Genomic DNA, 16,139 nt, shown 5'->3' with positions numbered 1-16,139 from the left:
GCTACAGTGTTGCCGTCCGTGTGTAATTCGGCGCACGCCGGTAGCGGGTGTCCCGCGAAGACACAGGAGGGCCGCGTTTGTTCGTGTTCGGTGATCGTGTCGTCTGCAGCACCGTCGATCTCGTACGCGCGGCGCACTGCGAGTTCGCGTTGCTGCGCGCTCTCGACGCCGAATTGGGCACCATCCCGGCCGAACCCGGAAACTTCGACCAGGCCCCCGAGCCGGGGACCGATGACCTACGGCAACGCCTTCTCGACGACTACCGCACGCGGTTCGGCGGCGCGGTGGCCGAGATCGACCGGCCGCCGGACGAACCGGGCGATCCGGGACGGCAAGTCGCGGCACTGACGGCCGCGCACACCGGCACGGTCGCCGCTCTGCGCTCCGGCGCGCACGTGGTGCGCAACGCGACCTTCTTCGACGGCCGCTTCCATTGCTCCGGCGACTTCCTGGTGCGGGCGGAACATCGGGTCCGCTACACGGTGCACGGCGTCGCGTCCACGACCGCCGACCGGGTAGGCGCCGCGCTCGAACTCGCCGCCTGCGCCGACGCTCTGGACCGCTCCGGCGCGCTCACCGCGCCGCTGGTCCGTTTGCATCTGGGCGAGGAGAGCAGCGCACGGGCGCTGAGCGACCTGCTTCCGCTGTATCGGGCGCGCAGGCGCCGGGTGGAGCGCATCGTGGACGAGAAGCTCGGCGAACTGCTGCCGGTGCAGTGGGGTGATCCCCGCTATCTGGCCTGCGGCCGCTGCCGTGCCTGCGTCCCCGCGCTGTCGGCCGCGCGCGACCTGCTGCTCGTGGCCGGCATGCCGCCCGCGGCTCGGGCCCGGCTGCGCGAAGCGGGTGTGAACACCATCGATCGGCTGTCCACCACCGAGGTCACGGCGCCCGGTGTGTCGCCGCGCACCGTGTCCGCGCTGCGCAGGCAAGCGGAAATCCAACTGCGCCGGGAAGTTTCGGGTGAGCCCACGTACGCACTGCTCGACGCGGACGCGCTCGCGGCGCTGCCCACGCCCTCCCCCGGCGATCTCTCGCTCACCGTCGAGGGAGGCGGCGGCACTCCGCTCACCATCGAGGTCGGTGGGCCGGACACCGTGCATCTGTCGTTGCGCGGGCCGGTCGGCTCGAGCGGATCCGGGCGGGCCGCCGGCGAACGCCGCGTGCTCGAGCAGGTGCTGGACTATCTGACGCAGCGCCGCCGGATCTACCCGGACCTGCACGTCTACCACTACTCCGCAACCGTGCGGACGGCGCTGCTGCGCTGCACCGGACGGCACGGCGTCAACGAGGAACTCGTGGACGAGCTGCTGTGCGGAGGCGTGCTCGTCGATCTGTATCCGATCGTCCGCGGCGCGCTGCTCGTCGGCGAGTCGTCCTACCGTCTGAGCGGGCTGCGACGGCTGATTCCCGCCGCGACGGGTTCGGCCGCCGCCGAACACGACTGTCACACCGTGCTGCGGCTGCGCGATTGGCTGCTCGACCGCGCGGCCGAGCAGCGCATCGCCATCCGTCCGCCGGGCCGGACGGACACGTGGTGCACCGCGGCGGTCCCCGGCGAGGCCGAACCGGTCCCCTCGTCCCGGCCGTCGTCGCTGGAGGCTGCCCTCGCGGAATACGCTGCCGCGCAAGGTGATCCGCTGCATCCCGCCGCGCTGATGGCCGCAGCGCTCGGCTATCACCGCCGTGAGCGGCAGCCGCTGTGGTGGGCGCACGCCGACCGGCTCAGCCATCCGGTGGAGGAATGGGCTGACGCGCCGGGGGTTCTGGTCGCCGACTGGGGCACGGTCGACACCAAGTGGCATCGCCGCCCCGACCGCCCGACGATGCGGCGCTATCTGACCCTGACCGGCCGGATCGGAACCGGGCCCAGCGGCGCCCCCGGCCCGAGCGCCCTGACACCGGGCACCACCGTCTACACCTTCTACGACCGGCCGACAGCGGCAGGCATGGCCACCGGCGCGGGTCGGCGGGCCACCGCGAAGGCGACGGTGCTCGGCTGCTCGGTGGACACCGAATTCGACGACACCGTCCGGCTGGAGGAATTGCTGCCCGCGGGCTGCGAGCCCTACGACGAACTGCCCTCCGCGATCGCGCCCGGCCTCCCGGCCTGGGACGAGAATGCCGAAGCGGCCATCGAACTCGCGGCGCAGCAGTTGCTGATGACCTTGCCGGAGACGCCCCGCGCGGCCGTCTTCGACATCCTCGCGCGCCGCCCGCCCCGGCTTCTCGGCGACGCCCGCTTGCCCGAGGTGCACGGGGACTACGCCGCGGCGATCACCGCCGCGCTGTGCGCCCTCGACCACTCCTACGTCGCGGTGCAGGGCCCGTCGGGCACCGGGAAGACCGCGACCGCCGCCCGGGTGCTGGAGCGGCTGATCTCTCGCAACAAATGGCGGATCGGCATCGTCGCGCGAGAACCATCGATCGTGGAGAACCTGCTCGACGCGATCGTGCGGGCGGGCGTGCTGCCGGAACTGGTCGCCAAGAAGGACGCGGCGACCCTCGCCCCGGAGTGGGTCGTGATCGACGCCGCCCGCTATCCGCGATTCCTGGACAACGCGATCAGCGGTTGCGTCCTCGGCGGCGACCCGGCCGATTTCGCGAACGAGGATTTGGTGCCCCACATCTCCCTCGACCTGCTCGTAGTCGCCGACGCGGGCCGCTTCCCGCTGGCCGAGACCGTGTCCGTCGCGGCGTGCGCGCGCAACCTGTTGCTGCTCGGCGACCCGGCGCCGTCGGCCGCTCGCGGCGTCCACCCGGCCCCGGTCGGTGACTCCGTGCTCGGCTGGCTCGCCGAGGGACGCCAAACCTTGCCCGCCGAGCGCGGCTATTTCCTCGACCGCACCTGGCGGATGCATCCCGCGGTGTGCGACCCCGTCTCCCGCCTGTATTACGACGGCCGCCTGCGCGCCAACGAGACCGTCACGCTGGCCCGGCGTCTGGACGGCGAGGAGCCCGGCGTCCAGACCGTCCTGGTGGAGCATTACGGCAACGCCACCGAGTCACCGGCGGAGGCACGCGAAGTGGTGCGCCGCGTCCGCGCGCTGCTCGGCATGTCCTGGACGATCGGAGCGACCACCCGCAGGCTGCACCCGCACGACATCTTCGTGGTCGCGCCGTACGCCGCTCAGGTCGGGCGCATCCGCACCCTGCTGGCCCGCGCGAAAATCGAGGACGTCCTGGTGGGCACGCCGGATCGGTTCCGCGGCCGGGAGGCGGCGGTGGTGCTGCTGTCGATGGCCACCTCCAGTCCCGCCGATGCTCCCTACGGCATGCCGTCGCTGTTGTCGCGCAGCTCGAGCCACGTGCTGTGCCGCGCCATGTGGAAGGCGATCGTCATCCGCTCCCCGCTGCTCACCGAGTACCTGCCCGGCACCCCGGACGAGCTCACCGATCTCGCGGCGTTCCTACGGCTGGCCGACGCGGGTCAGCCGAAGCAGACGCCCTCGCCCCGATAGGTCGGCACCGCGACTCGGGAGCCGTCCCCCTCGACCAGGTGCACCGTGTCGAACCGCTCGCACAGTTCACCGGCCTTCGCGTGCCGGAACCACACCCGGTCGCCGATCCGGAGTTCCGCGGCGCCCGACAGCGGGGTCTGTACTTCGCCCGCGCCCTCGGTGCCGAGCAGCTTCACCGTGCGCGGCCACACCGGTTTGGGCACCCGCGACTGCCCGGCGGGGCCGGAAGCGATGTAGCCGCCCGCGAAGACGGTGGCGATACCGGGAGCGGGCCGTCGCAGCACGGGCGTGGCGAAATACAGCGCGGGCCTGGGGGTGAACGACCGGTAGTGGTCGAACAGCGTCGGCACGTACAGCCCGGATCCCGCGGTCACCTCGGTGACGTCCGGATCCGCGACGCTGACCTCGATCGACCCGCTGCCCCCGCTGTTGACGATCTGGAGCAGGCCGGTCACCGAGCGGACCGCGTCGAGCACTTCGGCCCGGCGCTTGCGGATCTCCCCCGCGGAAGCTCGCTTCACCAAACGCACCGCGACATTCGAGTCCGGCAGCCCGGCGATCTGCGCCTCGTAGGTCATCACGCCTACCACGTCGAAGCCACGCCGCAGTGCCTCGCTCGCGAGGCTCGCCGCCTGTAGCGGAGTGCGGACCGGGGAACGGCGCACGCCCAGATGCAGCGGGCCGATGCGCAGGGAAGCGTCCACGTCCAGGCATACCCGGGGCCGCACCCGGTCGGTGCCGACGGCCGAACGGATCAGATCGAGTTGCGCGGCGTCGTCGATCATCAGCGTGATCGAGCGCAGCAGGATGTCGTCGGCCGCCAGTTCCGCCAGTGCCGCACGGTCCACGCTCGGGTAGCCGAGCAGGACATCGCGCGCACCGTGGCGCACCAGCCACAGGGCCTCACGCAGGGAGTAGGACATGATGCCCGCGAAGCCGCCCGCGGCGGTGAGGTCGGCGCCGAGGACTTCGGCGAGGACGGCGCGGCAGCGCACGGATTTGCTGGCCACGCGCACCGGAGTGCCCGCAGCTCGACGCACCAGGTCGGCGGCGTTCGCACGCAGGGTGGACAGGTCGAGGGCGGCCAGCGGCGGGTCCAGTTCCGCGGTGGCCGCGTGCAGCCCCGCGATCGGCGACGTCTCGGTCACCAGGACAACTCAACCACCAAACTGGTCAAACGTCCAGTATTTCAGCTCAAAGCTCCGTGGCCTTGGCGGCCAGTCCGCTCACCATCTCATCGAGCACCACCAGCATGGTCTCGTCATTGCAATCGGCCAGCCAGCGCAAGACTGTGCCCTGGACGATCGAGACGACGTTGCACGCGATCGCCTCCACCGGTTCCAGCCACTGCGTTCCCGAACGCTCGGCGCACAACCGCAGGAACGCGGTGACCTCCGCGTCCTTGTCGCGGTAGAACTCCGTCGCGATCGGGTCCGGAAAGCAGTCGCTCCTGCCACCCCACCGCGCGCGCAACGCCTGCAGCGTCATCTCGTAGGACTTGATCTGCTTGTCCGGAGTGGCCTTCACCAGCGGCCAGTAGGCACTGACCCCGGCATGCAGCAGCACCCGCAGCGCGCGCAGACCCCGGTAATCGAGCGTGGCCGCCGCGGCCTCGACAGCCTCGGTGACAGCCGGCCGTAGCCGGATTTCTGTTATTACTTCTCCTCGTGCGCTCAACGACGACTCCCTCGGCGAAAGAACTCGCGCACCTCCGATGGCGCGACTCGCTGAACAGGGCGGGCAACATCGGGAAACACCTGGGCTGCCCGGTCCAACGATCACCAATGGTAGAGCGTTTCCGGGGTTTGAGAACGGCTTCGATGGGTATTTCTGGACTGAAAGAATGTTTTGTTACCCAACCGGGATCGGGCTGCGATCAGGCCGTATCACCCTAAAATCCCGCTATGACGGTGGATCTCGGCGCCACCCGACGCTCGGCAGACCGTGGACTACGGTACGGTTCGAGCTGCGTGCTGCCCAAATTCTGTGGCGAATGCCACATCGTAATCAGGCGAATCGGGCACGCTTACCGTGGGGGGTTCGATCCGCTATCGACATCTTTTCGTTCCGCGAGACCGATAGCCTGGATCGGTGACTCTCTCGCCCCCCGCCGATCAGTACTTTCTCTCCGGCACGTTCAACTTCCGCGACACCGGCGGGCTGCGCACCGACGACGGCGCCAAGGTTCGTCCCGGCGTCCTACTGCGCTCGGCCCAGCTGAGCGGACTCGACGAGGCAGGCCACGCCGCGCTGCGTGAACTGGGCGTCAGCGACGTGCACGACCTGCGCGGACAGCGCGAGATCGACCACATGGGCGCAGACCTGCTGCCCACGGACGTCCGGCTGACCGTCACCCCGTTCGACTCGCGTATGGCCGAGGCGCCGCCGCACGAGGCGACCGCGCAGACGGCCTATACGCACATGCTCGAGGTCTACCGGATGTTCCCGGCACTGCCCGAGGCGCACGCCGCCATCGCCTCGCTCGCGGAGTCCATCGTGCGCGGCGAAGGCGCCGTGCTGGTGCACTGCGCGGCGGGCAAGGACCGCACCGGCTGGGCCGTCGCGACGCTGCTGCGCGCGGTCGGTGTCACCGAGGCGGACATACAGGCCGACTACATGCTCAGCAACGGGGCGATCCCCGCGCTGCGCGCCATCATGACGACCAAACTGCTCGGCGGTGAGGAGATCTCGGTCGACCTGCTCGGCGTGCGCGAGGAGTACCTGGACATCGCCACCGCGTCGATGCGCGAGGCGCACGGCGACCTGCACGGTTATCTCGCGACCGTCGGGCTGACGCCCGCGCTGCTCGCGCGGCTGCGCGAACGAATGCTCGAGTGAGAGCGGATCACTCGACCGGCGCCGCTTCCTTGCGCACCAATCCGTCGGCGCCGATGGTCACCTGGTCGCCGGTGTGGAACCAGGTTCCGGTGAAGCGCGCCGCGGTCGTGGTGGGGTCGTTCCAGTAGCGCGGGGTGACATTCGGCCCGCGGCACAGCAGTTCACCGTGACCTGTCGTCGCCTTCGGGCCCCACAGCGCCAATTCCGTTCCGCCGAAGGGGAAACCGAGCACCGCGGCAGCCTCGGACGGATCCACCGCCCGCTCGGCGTCGTCCACTGCCAGACCGATGCCGCTGGTCTCGGTCGCGCCCCACACCGACCATTGCCGAGCCGCGGGGAACACCCCACGCAGGCCGGCCGTGAGGTCGACCGGCGCGACCGGGGACGCGGAGCGATGGCCTGCCTTGCTGATCCGCGCAATGCCCTCGGTGCACAATCCCTCGGCGCGCAGTTCCACCAGTTCGGGCAACAGGTCCGCGAAAGTCCGCGGCGTCGCGCAGACCATGTCGATCCGCTCGGCGGTGATGGCTTCGGCCAAGCCGCGGGCGTCCCTGGTGAGCACCACGGTGCCGCCCACCGCGAAGGTCGGCAACAGCTGGTCGACGCAGCCACTGGCGTGCGCCAACGGCAACAGCACCAGGTTGCGCAAGCCGTCGGTCGGCAGATCCAGCGCCGCGACCACCGAGCGCACGGCGGAGAGCAGATTCTCGTTGGTCAACTCCACGCCCTTGGGCGCGCAGGTTCCGCTGGTGTAGCACAGCAGCGCCAGGTCGCCCAGCGCCGCACCGTCATCGATGTAGGCGGCCCCGTCGGGCAACTCGGTCTCGACGCTTGTGGGGCCGAGCACGAAATCCGCACGGCTGTCGGCGATCACGCGCTCGGCCACCGCGTCGGGCAGCCTGTCGTGCACCAGCACCGGCACCGCGCCACTGAGCAAGGCGCCGAGAAACGCCTGCACCCAGCGAGCGCCCGAGGGCATGCGGATGACCACCCGGTCGCCGTACCCGATGCCGTGCTCCTGCAGGCCGCCCGCGATGCGGGAGGCGGAGTGCCACAGCTCACGGTAGGTCAGGCGCGGGCCGCCGACCTCCACCACGGCTTCGCGAGTGCCGAAGGCGTGCACCTGTAGATCGAGCAGTTCGGTCAGCGCGGGTGTGAGGTTTCCGTAGCGCAGCACCCCGTCGGCGCCCCGGGCTAGCGGGTTGTCCCAGGCGTGCGGGCTGGTGAGGGGATATTCGACGAGCAACTGCGACATTCGTCCTCCGCATGCCTCGAGGTATCAGGCACTGCGACTATATGACGCATGTCACAACTTCGCTGGAATAGGCGATGAACGTGTCCCAGCTGTCACCGCCCCGCGTAGCGCGCCTTCCCCGGACCGGCCTCGAGGAAGCTGCGCACACCGCCCTTCAGGTCCTCGGTGTCGAACAGCGCGCCGGACACTTCGGGCGTCACCGAATCCGCATGTGCCACACCGCCCGAACGCCACGCCTCGATGATCTTCTTGGTCGCCCCGTGAGCCTTCGTCGGGCCCTCGGCCAGCCGGTGGGTCAGCGCTCGCGCCGCGGTGTCGAGGTCGTCGTGCACGGCGTTCACCACCCCCCACTCGGCCATGGTCGCCGCGTCGTAGAGGTCGCCGGTCATCACGAACTCGCGAGCCCGACCCGAGCCCGCTCGTTCGGCCAGGCGCTGCGGGCCACCCATCGACGGGGTCAGCCCGACCACGATCTCCACCAACCCGAACTTCGCCTTCGGCGCCGCGAGCAGGATGTCGCAGGCGAGCGCGATCTCGAAGGCGGCGGTCAGGGTCAGCCCGTGCGCGGCGAACACCACCGGGCACGGCAGCGCCTCCAGCGGATGGATGATCCGCGCGAACAGGGTGCGCCACAAATCGGCGCCCTGCTCCGGTGTCAGACCGTCGAAGACGTGCACGTCGACGCCGCCGGAGACCACCTTGCCCTCGGCGCGCAGCAGCACCGCGCGCGGCGGCCGCGCCGACAGCTCGGCGATATCCGAGGTCAGCGCGTCCAGCATCGGCCGATCGAAGAGGTTGAGCGGCGGATGGGCGAGGGTGAGGGTCGCCACCTCCGCGCCGCCGTCGGTGAACTCGCGCTCCAGGCGCGTGGCCTTCGTGTCACTCATCCGGTCAGCGTACGAGGTCGATCTGGAAGACTGTCCTTGTGACCAAGTCGGCCAGCGCAAGCGGTTCCTACGTCGAGCCCGGCGAGTTCAAGAGGGACACGAACTACATCACCACCCGCATCACGGCCTACGGCCGCGACGGCTACCCGGTCGAGCCGGGACGCTACCGGCTCGTCGCGGCGCGCGCCTGCCCGTGGGCCAACCGCACGCTGATCGTGCGGCGTCTGCTCGGGCTCGAACCGGTGCTCTCGCTGGGCCTGTGCGGTCCGACGCACGACAAGCTCAGTTGGACCTTCGACTTGGACCCCGGTGGCGTCGACCCGGTACTCGGCATACCCCGGCTGCGCGACGCCTACCTGGCGCGCTTCCCGGACTACCCCCGGGGCATCACGGTGCCCGCCATCGTCGACGTGCCGACGGGGCAGGTCGTCACGAACGACTACGCGCAGATCACGCTCGACTTCTCCACCGAGTGGACCGATCACCACCGGCCCGGCGCACCCCGGCTGTACCCCGAACCGCTGCGCGCGGAGATCGACGAGGTCAACCTCGCGGTGTTTCGCGATGTCAACAACGGCGTCTACCGCTGCGGGTTCGCCGGCGCGCAGGACGCCTACGACGCCGCCTACGACCGGCTCTTCCGCCGCCTGGACTGGCTGTCGGAACGCCTTGCCACACAACGCTATCTGGTCGGCGACACGATCACCGAGGCCGATGTGCGGCTGTTCACCACGCTGGTCCGCTTCGACGCGGTGTACCACGGGCACTTCAAGTGCAATCGGTCCAAGCTGGCCGAGATGCCGGTGCTGTGGGCGTACGCGCGCGATCTGTACCAGACTCCCGGTTTCGGCGACACGATCGACTTCGGGCAGATCAAGACGCACTACTACGTGGTGCACCGCGACATCAACCCGACCGGCATCGTTCCCAAGGGCCCGGACCTGGAGAACTGGCAGACCCCGCACGGCCGGGAAACACTCGGCGGCAGGCCCTTCGGCGACGGAACCCCGCCGCCCCCTCCGCCGTCGGCCGAACGCGTGCCCGCGGTCCACACCCCGCGTAACCGGTCATAACTCGGGCAGCCGCCGGTGGAACCGATCCGGCTGGGTACTTCGTTGTCATGACGAGCTGACGGCAACCGGTGCCATACAGTTCTACCCAGCAGACCGGAAGAGGAGGATGCCGCCGATGCTCAAAGGCGCGTTCGAGAAGACGGTGGTCGAACTGCTCGACACCGGGTCCCGCCTGCAGGCCCCCGCGGTCGCCAAGTACGTGGACCGAATCCGCCGCTCCCACCCCGAGGAGAGTCCCGCGCAGATCATCGAGCGGTTGGAGAAGCAGTACCTGCTCGCGGTGACCGGCAGCGGCAGCGCCGTCGGCGCGACCGCGGCGTTCCCCGGCGTCGGCACCGTCGCGGCCATCGCCGCGGTCAGCGCCGAGACCACCTTCTTCATGGAGGCTTCGGCGGTCTTCACCCTGGCGGTGGCCTCGGTGCACGGCATATCGCCGGAAGATCAGGAACAGCGCAGGGCACTCGTGCTGGCCGTCGTGCTCGGCGAGAGCGGCATGCAGATCGTGCAGAAGAGCGTCGGCACCTCGGCGAAGAACTGGGGCACGGCCTTCGCACACCGGATTCCCGGCCTGTCGAGCATGAACGATTCGCTGCTGAAGCGGTTCATCGTCCGGTTCATCACCAAGCGCGCCGCGCTGATGGCGGGCAAAGTGCTGCCCGCGGGCATCGGCGCCGTGATCGGTGGTGCGGGCAACCGCGCGCTCGGCAAGGCCACGATCAACAACGCGCGCAAGGCATTCGGGACGGCGCCGACCACCTGGCCCGCCGACCGGCACATGGTCATCGACGCCGATCCGCTCACCGCGATCGACCCGGCGAAGCCGCGACCCCCGGCCACGCCACGATGAGCGGGGCGCGGCCGATCGCGTTCGCGGTCAGGGGATTGACCAAGCAGTACGACTTGGCAACCGCCGTGACGGACGTCAGCTTCACCGTGCCCGCCGGCGCCGTCGCCGCGCTGGTGGGTCCGCGCGGCGCGGGTAAGACCACGATCGTGCGGGCGCTGCTCGGGCTGCTCGTCCCCACCGCCGGATCGGCGTCCGTCGGCGGCCCCGGCTCCCGGCGGGACGCCGCGGGCTCGGCGAGTGTGATCGGCGGCGTCCTCGCCCCACGTGGGTTGCATCCGGTCCGTACCGCACGAGACCACCTATGGATCTACGCCGCCGCGGCGGGCGTCCTCGACAGCCGCGTGACGGACGTCCTGGAGCTTGTGGGCTTGGACGAGCACGCGGCGACGAAGATCGGCGCTCTGTCGATCGGGCAGCAGACCAGGCTGGCCCTGGCCACGGCGCTGCTCGGCGACCCACCGCTGCTGGCGCTCGACGAGCCGATGGAGGGGCTCGACACCGCCGAACGCGGCTGGCTGCACGATTTCCTGCGCAAGCACGCCCGCCGCGGCGGCAGTGTCCTGCTCACCAGCGAGAGCCTCGGCGCCGTTCTGCCGGGCGCGGACCAGCTGATCGTGCTGAGCCAGGGTGCGGTGGTCTACCAGGGCACCCCGGCGCGGTTGCGGCGCGGGCATCCGGACCGACTGGTCGTCGCGGCCTCCACTCCCATCGCGCTGGCCACCATGCTCGCGGCGCAGGGATTCACCGACGCGGTGATCCGGCCGGACGGTCGCCTCGCCGTCGCCGAGGCGAGCGAAGCGCAGATCCGGGCGGCGGCGCTCTCGGCGCAGGTGCGGATCGACAGCATCGTTCCCGACCCGATTCATCCCGATCGCGTACTCGCGTCCTTGACCAGAGCCACGGCCGCGCCCGCTCCGCAATATCCGGGTCTCGCGACGCCCGGATTCCAGCAACCCTCGCCGATGCCTTACGGGATTCCACGATGATCACCATCCTGCCCGCGGACCTGGTGCCGAACGTCAATTCCGAGGTCCGCAAGCTCGTCACGATGCCGCGCGGCCCGATCCTGGCCGGGGCGCTGGTCGCGGTGGCGCTGCTGGCGAGTATCGCCTCGGCGGCCCTGGCCGGACCGCCGAATCCGCGCGGTGAGCCGGCCACCGGCGCGGCGACCATCGGGCTGTACATCGGCCTCGCCATGGTCGTGCTGGCGGCCACGGTCTTCGGCGCGGTGGCCGCCGGGTCGGAGTACCGGTACCACAGCATGGCGGTGACCGCGCTGTTCACCGCCGACCGCGACCGGCTCGCCGCAGCGAAATTCCTGGTCATCGGATGCTGTGCGCTGGCGGCCGCGGTGGCGGTGGAATTGGTCTCCCTCGGCGCGCTGTTCGGCGTCGGACGGGGCAAGGTCGCCGTCACCGGGGAGTTGTTCGCGGTGCTCGGCGGTGGACTGCTCGCCGCGGTCTGCTGGTCGCTGATCGGCGCGAGCGCGGGCATCCTGCTGCGCTCCTCGACTCGGGCGGTGGCCTCACTGCTCGGCTGGATCCTGCTCGCGGAACCCTTGATCTGGCTGATCGCGCGCGGTCTCGGCATCCCGGGCGTGGTCACCGTGCTGCCCGTCTCCGCCACCGTCGGCACCGTGGCCGTCGGCTCCTATCCCGACAGTGATTTCCTCGCGCCCACCCCTGCCGCCGTCGTGGTCCTGCTCCTGTGGACCATCGGGCTGGGCGCCGCGAGCTGGTGGAGCCTGCGCACCCGCGACCTGTGACCCGAGAGCCCGGCCGGGAACAACGGGCTGTCGGTCGGTGTCGGTACCGTCGATGACGAACGCGGTACGACAGAGGGGGCGAACAGGCGACGTGGACGGGGGACGCAGACCGGGATGGATCCGCAGGCTGTGGGCCGAATGCCTGCCGCACCGCGCGGTGCTGGCCGGCCTCGGGGCGGCGGTGCTCGGCGGAGCGGTCATCGAGACCGCGGGACCGTTGCTGACCAAACGCGCCATCGACGCGGCGGGGATCGGTGACACGGGGGCCATCAGCGCCGTCGCGGGCCTGCTCCTGATACTGGCCGTGAGCCGGTCCGCGGCCGGATTCGGGCGGCGCTGGCTGGCCGGGCGGCTCTCCCTGGACGTGCAGCACGCGCTGCGGGTGAACCTGCTGGGCTCCCTGCAGCGGCTGGACGGCGTCAAGCAGGACACCCTGCGCACCGGCCAGGTGGTGTCACGATCCATCACCGATCTCCAATTGGTCCAAGGCCTGATGGCGATGGTGCCGCTGTCGGGTATGGCGTTGCTGGAATTCGGTCTCGCCGCCGCGGTGATGATCTGGCTGTCCCCTCCGCTCGCCGCGGTCGCGCTGCTGGTGGTGCCCGCCATCGGCCTGGTGGTCTATCGCATGCGACCGCGCCTGCACGCGGCCACCTGGTCCGCACAGCAACGCGCCGCCGATCTCGCCCAGCACGTCGAGGAGACGGTCACCGGGGTGCGGGTGGTCAAAGGCTTCGGCCAGGAAGCGCGGATGGTCGACCAGCTGGAGCGGCACGGCCGCGAGCTGTTCGCGGAGCGAATGCGCGCCGCGCGGATCGACACCCGATTCGCACCGACCGTCGCGACGATTCCCCAGATCGGGATGGTCGCGGTCATCGCGATCGGCGGGTTGCTCGCGCTGCACGACAGCATCGGCATCGGCACCTTCGTCGCGTTCGCCGCCTACGTCGCAGTGATGACCGGCACCGCGCGCATCCTCTCCTCGGTGATCGTCATGGCTCAGCTCACCAGGGCAGCGGCCGAGCGGGTGTTCCAAGTGATCGACACCGCGCCGGTCATCGCCGACCCCGATCGCCCGGTCGAGCTGCCGGACGGACCGCTCGGCATCGAGATCGACGCGGTGAGCTTCGGTTTCGATCCCGACCGGCCCGTTCTGCGCGAACTGGACCTGCGGGTGCGGCCCGGCGAGACGGTAGCGGTCATCGGCCCGGCGGGCTCGGGCAAGTCCACGCTCGCCCTGCTGCTCCCCCGGTTCTACGCGCCCGACTCGGGCAGCATCCGCCTGTTCACCGACGACGTCCCCGCGTACGCGGCCTCGCGAGCCGACACCGCCGACGCGTTCACCGGCGCCCACGAGAGTTCGCGCGCCACAACCCGCACCGCCGAGACCGTCGGCGTCGACATCGCCGACCTGCGCGCCGCCGACCTGCGCGCCGCCATCGGCGTCGTCTTCGACGATCCTTTCCTGTTCTCCGACACGATCGCGGCCAATATCGCGCTCGGGCGACCGGACGCGACCGACGAGGAGATCAGGCAGGCGGCCGTCCAGGCGGCGGCCGACGAATTCATCGCCGAATTGCCGGACGGCTACGACACGGTGGTGGGCGAACGCGGTCTCACGCTCTCCGGCGGCCAACGCCAGCGCATCGCGCTGGCCAGGACATTGCTGGCGCGTCCGCGCATCCTGGTGCTCGACGACGCCACCTCGGCGGTGGACGCGGTCACCGAGGCCGCGATCTTCGAAGCGCTGCCCGGCGACGGCCGACGGACCACGGTGATCCTCGCGCATCGGGAGTCGACGCTCGCCCACGCCGACCGGGTTATCCGGTTATCCGCTCCCGCCGCGCACCCCACTCCCGAGCCGGAGGCGATCGCAGTCTCGAACGGCCGAGCCGGCGATGGTCCCGCCGGTCGTCGCTTCGGCGCCGCGGCGGCCGACATCAACGAGACGCCCGAACTGCGCCGGATCATCGAGGCGCTGCCACCCGCCACCGAGCAACCGGCCCAGGACGCGCGGCGCTTGCGCGAGCCGGATCCGCGTTTCCGGCTGACCCGCCTGCTGCGTCCCGTCCGCAGGCTGGTGCTCACGGTGATGGCACTGCTGGCCGCGGACGCGGCGATCGCGATCGCCTTCCCGCCGCTGGTGCGTTACGCGATCGACGGCGGCGTGCTGGACGACGACGCCGCCGCGCTGGTCCGCGCGACGCTGCTCGGCGCGGTACTGGTCACCGCGGGCTGGGCGGTCGCAGCGGCCACCACCTTGCTCACCGCGCGCACCGGGGAGCGGGTGCTGTTCGCCCTGCGGGTCCGCAGCTTCGCACACCTGCAACGGCTCGGTCTGGACTACTACGAACGCGAGCTGTCCGGACGGATCATGACCCGGATGACCACCGACGTCGACGCGCTGTCGACCTTCCTGCAGACCGGCGTCGCCACCAGCCTGGTGGGCCTGCTGACGCTGGTCGGCATCACGGTCGCGTTGCTGGTGATCGATGTCTCGCTGGCCATCGCCGTGCTGGCGACGGTGCCCGCCCTCGTGGTCGCGACCGTGCTGTTCCGGCGGGTGTCATCCACCGCGTACACCGTCTCGCGGGAGCATGTGTCGGCGGTCAACGCCGACTTCCAGGAGAACGTGACGGGTTTGCGCGCGGTGCAGGCCAATCGGCACGAGCCGCGCGCCGCCCGTCGCTTCGCCGAGTATTCACAGCGGTATCGCAACAGCCGGCTGCGTGCCCAACGGGCGATCGCGTCGTACTTCGCGTTCGTCGTCGGATGGGCGGACGTGGCATTGGCGGTGGTGGTGTTCTTCGGCGCGCGCGAGGTCGCCACCGGCGCGACCAGCGCGGGCACCCTCGTCGCGTTCGTGCTGTATCTACAGCTGCTGTTCGTGCCGATCCTGCAGCTGTCCCAGGTCTTCGACAGTTACCAGCAGGCCAGGGTCGGCCTGCGCCGGATCGGGGACCTGCTGCGCACGCCGTCCTCGATCGCCGCCGATCCGGCCCACCCGGTGCCGATCGCCGCGGGACTGCGCGGTGACGTGGGCTTCGACGATGTCCGTTTCCACTACGCGGGTAGTAGCGTCCCGGCGCTGGACGGAGTCTCGCTGCACATCCCGGCCGGTTCCACCCTGGCCCTGGTCGGGCCGACCGGCGCGGGCAAGTCGACCGTCGTCAAGTTGCTGGCGCGGCTCTACGACCTGCCACGGGAGCCCGGCGGGCATCCCGGGAAGCCGGGCGATCTCGCCGTACCGGACCCGCTGGGTCCCGCGATGGCGAAAAACAGAGCCTCGGTGATCGCGAGTGACCACGGCGCGATCCGCGTGGACGGCGCCGACGTCCGCGACTACCGCCTCGCCGACTACCGCTCCCGGCTGGGCATCGTCCCGCAAGAAGCTCACCTGTTCACCGGGGACGTGGCGAGCAACATTGCATTCGGGAAACCATCCGCGACCCCCGAGGAGATCACCGCCGCGGCCGCCGCGGTGGGTGCGACGGAGATGATCGCCGCCCTCCCGCTCGGGCTGAACCAGCCAGTCGGCGAGCGAGGCCGCGGCCTGTCGGCGGGGCAGCGGCAGCTGATCGCGCTGGCCCGCGCGGAACTGGTCGCTCCGGACTTGCTGCTGCTCGACGAGGCCACCGCGACGCTCGACCCGGACACCGAGGCATCGGTGCTGGCAGCGAGCCGATCGCTGAGCCGGGACCGGACCACGGTGATCGTCGCGCACCGGCTCGGCACGGCCGCGCGGGCCGACCGGATCGCCGTGGTCGACCACGGGCGGATCGTGGAATTCGGCTGCCACGCGGAGTTGCTCGAGGCGGGTGGACCGTATGCCCGGCTCTGGGCAGCGGCGCAGTCGTCGGAGGGAATATTCTCGGGTGACGCCGGGTCATCACCAATAGGGTCGGGGGTGTCGGGTGGTCAGTGAATCCGCCGATTTGCTGCTGGGCCTATCCTCAGATAGGGCGCATCGGCGCGCAATCCGCTGATCCCCGTGCCGGGCACGTCACAAACGTCGC

General features: G+C 70.6%; 11 protein-coding genes. 7 read left to right on the top strand and 4 right to left on the bottom strand.

Annotated features, from left to right (window positions below; all coding sequences use genetic code 11):
• Positions 1-77: 77 nt before the first annotated feature.
• On the top strand, positions 78-3,458 hold the full coding sequence (locus K8O92_14530; protein ID UAK34932.1) for a hypothetical protein: 3,381 nt from the start codon (positions 78-80) through the stop codon (positions 3,456-3,458).
• On the opposite strand, the gene K8O92_14525 is transcribed toward K8O92_14530, so the two are convergent.
• Both K8O92_14525 and K8O92_14520 read right to left on the bottom strand, forming a co-directional pair.
• Positions 3,428-4,606 (bottom strand): amino acid deaminase/aldolase, encoded by a 1,179-nt coding sequence (locus tag K8O92_14525; protein UAK34931.1) that lies wholly within the window; start codon positions 4,604-4,606, stop codon positions 3,428-3,430. The two genes, K8O92_14530 and K8O92_14525, sit on opposite strands and share 31 nt — an antisense overlap.
• A gap of 46 nt (positions 4,607-4,652) precedes the next feature.
• A complete protein-coding gene (locus K8O92_14520) occupies positions 4,653-5,135 on the bottom strand; it encodes a TetR family transcriptional regulator (protein ID UAK34930.1) in 483 nt (160 codons plus the stop codon).
• Between the two features lie 414 nt (positions 5,136-5,549).
• Between K8O92_14520 and K8O92_14515 the strand changes: the two genes are divergently transcribed.
• Positions 5,550-6,296 carry a tyrosine-protein phosphatase gene (locus K8O92_14515; GenBank protein UAK34929.1) on the top strand — a complete coding sequence of 249 codons (747 nt, stop codon included), beginning with the start codon at positions 5,550-5,552 and terminating at the stop codon, positions 6,294-6,296.
• A 7-nt stretch (positions 6,297-6,303) separates the two neighbouring features.
• On the opposite strand, the gene K8O92_14510 is transcribed toward K8O92_14515, so the two are convergent.
• Both K8O92_14510 and K8O92_14505 read right to left on the bottom strand, forming a co-directional pair.
• Positions 6,304-7,551, bottom strand: a complete 1,248-nt coding sequence (locus K8O92_14510) for a long-chain fatty acid--CoA ligase (protein ID UAK34928.1) — start codon at positions 7,549-7,551, stop codon at positions 6,304-6,306.
• 92 nt (positions 7,552-7,643) lie between these two features.
• On the bottom strand, positions 7,644-8,438 hold the full coding sequence (locus K8O92_14505) for an enoyl-CoA hydratase/isomerase family protein (protein UAK34927.1): 795 nt from the start codon (positions 8,436-8,438) through the stop codon (positions 7,644-7,646).
• A 38-nt stretch (positions 8,439-8,476) separates the two neighbouring features.
• On the opposite strand from K8O92_14505, the gene K8O92_14500 reads away from it, so the two are divergent.
• The 5 genes from K8O92_14500 (at position 8,477) to K8O92_14480 (ending at position 16,048) form a co-directional block, all read left to right on the top strand.
• Complete coding sequence (locus K8O92_14500) at positions 8,477-9,511, top strand: glutathione S-transferase C-terminal domain-containing protein (protein UAK34926.1); 1,035 nt, start codon at positions 8,477-8,479, stop codon at positions 9,509-9,511.
• Positions 9,512-9,626: 115 nt separating this feature from the next.
• Positions 9,627-10,358 carry a hypothetical protein gene (locus tag K8O92_14495; GenBank protein UAK34925.1) on the top strand — a complete coding sequence of 244 codons (732 nt, stop codon included), beginning with the start codon at positions 9,627-9,629 and terminating at the stop codon, positions 10,356-10,358.
• A complete protein-coding gene (locus tag K8O92_14490) occupies positions 10,355-11,344 on the top strand; it encodes an ATP-binding cassette domain-containing protein (protein UAK34924.1) in 990 nt (329 codons plus the stop codon). The genes K8O92_14495 and K8O92_14490 overlap by 4 nt, the downstream gene beginning before the upstream one ends.
• On the top strand, positions 11,341-12,123 hold the full coding sequence (locus K8O92_14485) for an ABC transporter permease (GenBank protein UAK34923.1): 783 nt from the start codon (positions 11,341-11,343) through the stop codon (positions 12,121-12,123). The genes K8O92_14490 and K8O92_14485 overlap by 4 nt, the downstream gene beginning before the upstream one ends.
• A gap of 52 nt (positions 12,124-12,175) precedes the next feature.
• Positions 12,176-16,048 (top strand): ABC transporter ATP-binding protein/permease, encoded by a 3,873-nt coding sequence (locus tag K8O92_14480; protein ID UAK34922.1) that lies wholly within the window; start codon positions 12,176-12,178, stop codon positions 16,046-16,048.
• The last annotated feature ends 91 nt before the right edge of the window (positions 16,049-16,139 follow it).

Source organism: Nocardia asteroides (assembly GCA_019930625.1).
In the GTDB taxonomy this organism is placed as follows: domain Bacteria; phylum Actinomycetota; class Actinomycetes; order Mycobacteriales; family Mycobacteriaceae; genus Nocardia; species Nocardia sputi.
Note: the sequence above shows the minus strand (reverse complement) of the source record. Positions and strands in the feature narration are given on the sequence as shown.

Coding starts and splice junctions, on each gene's coding strand:
- K8O92_14510 (UAK34928.1), bottom strand. CDS start 7,551: ATGTCGCAGTTGCTCGTCGAATATCCCCTCACCAGCCCGCACGCCTGG.
- K8O92_14505 (UAK34927.1), bottom strand. CDS start 8,438: ATGAGTGACACGAAGGCCACGCGCCTGGAGCGCGAGTTCACCGACGGC.
- K8O92_14495 (UAK34925.1), top strand. CDS start 9,627: ATGCTCAAAGGCGCGTTCGAGAAGACGGTGGTCGAACTGCTCGACACC.
- K8O92_14490 (UAK34924.1), top strand. CDS start 10,355: ATGAGCGGGGCGCGGCCGATCGCGTTCGCGGTCAGGGGATTGACCAAG.
- K8O92_14485 (UAK34923.1), top strand. CDS start 11,341: ATGATCACCATCCTGCCCGCGGACCTGGTGCCGAACGTCAATTCCGAG.
- K8O92_14480 (UAK34922.1), top strand. CDS start 12,176: ATGACGAACGCGGTACGACAGAGGGGGCGAACAGGCGACGTGGACGGG.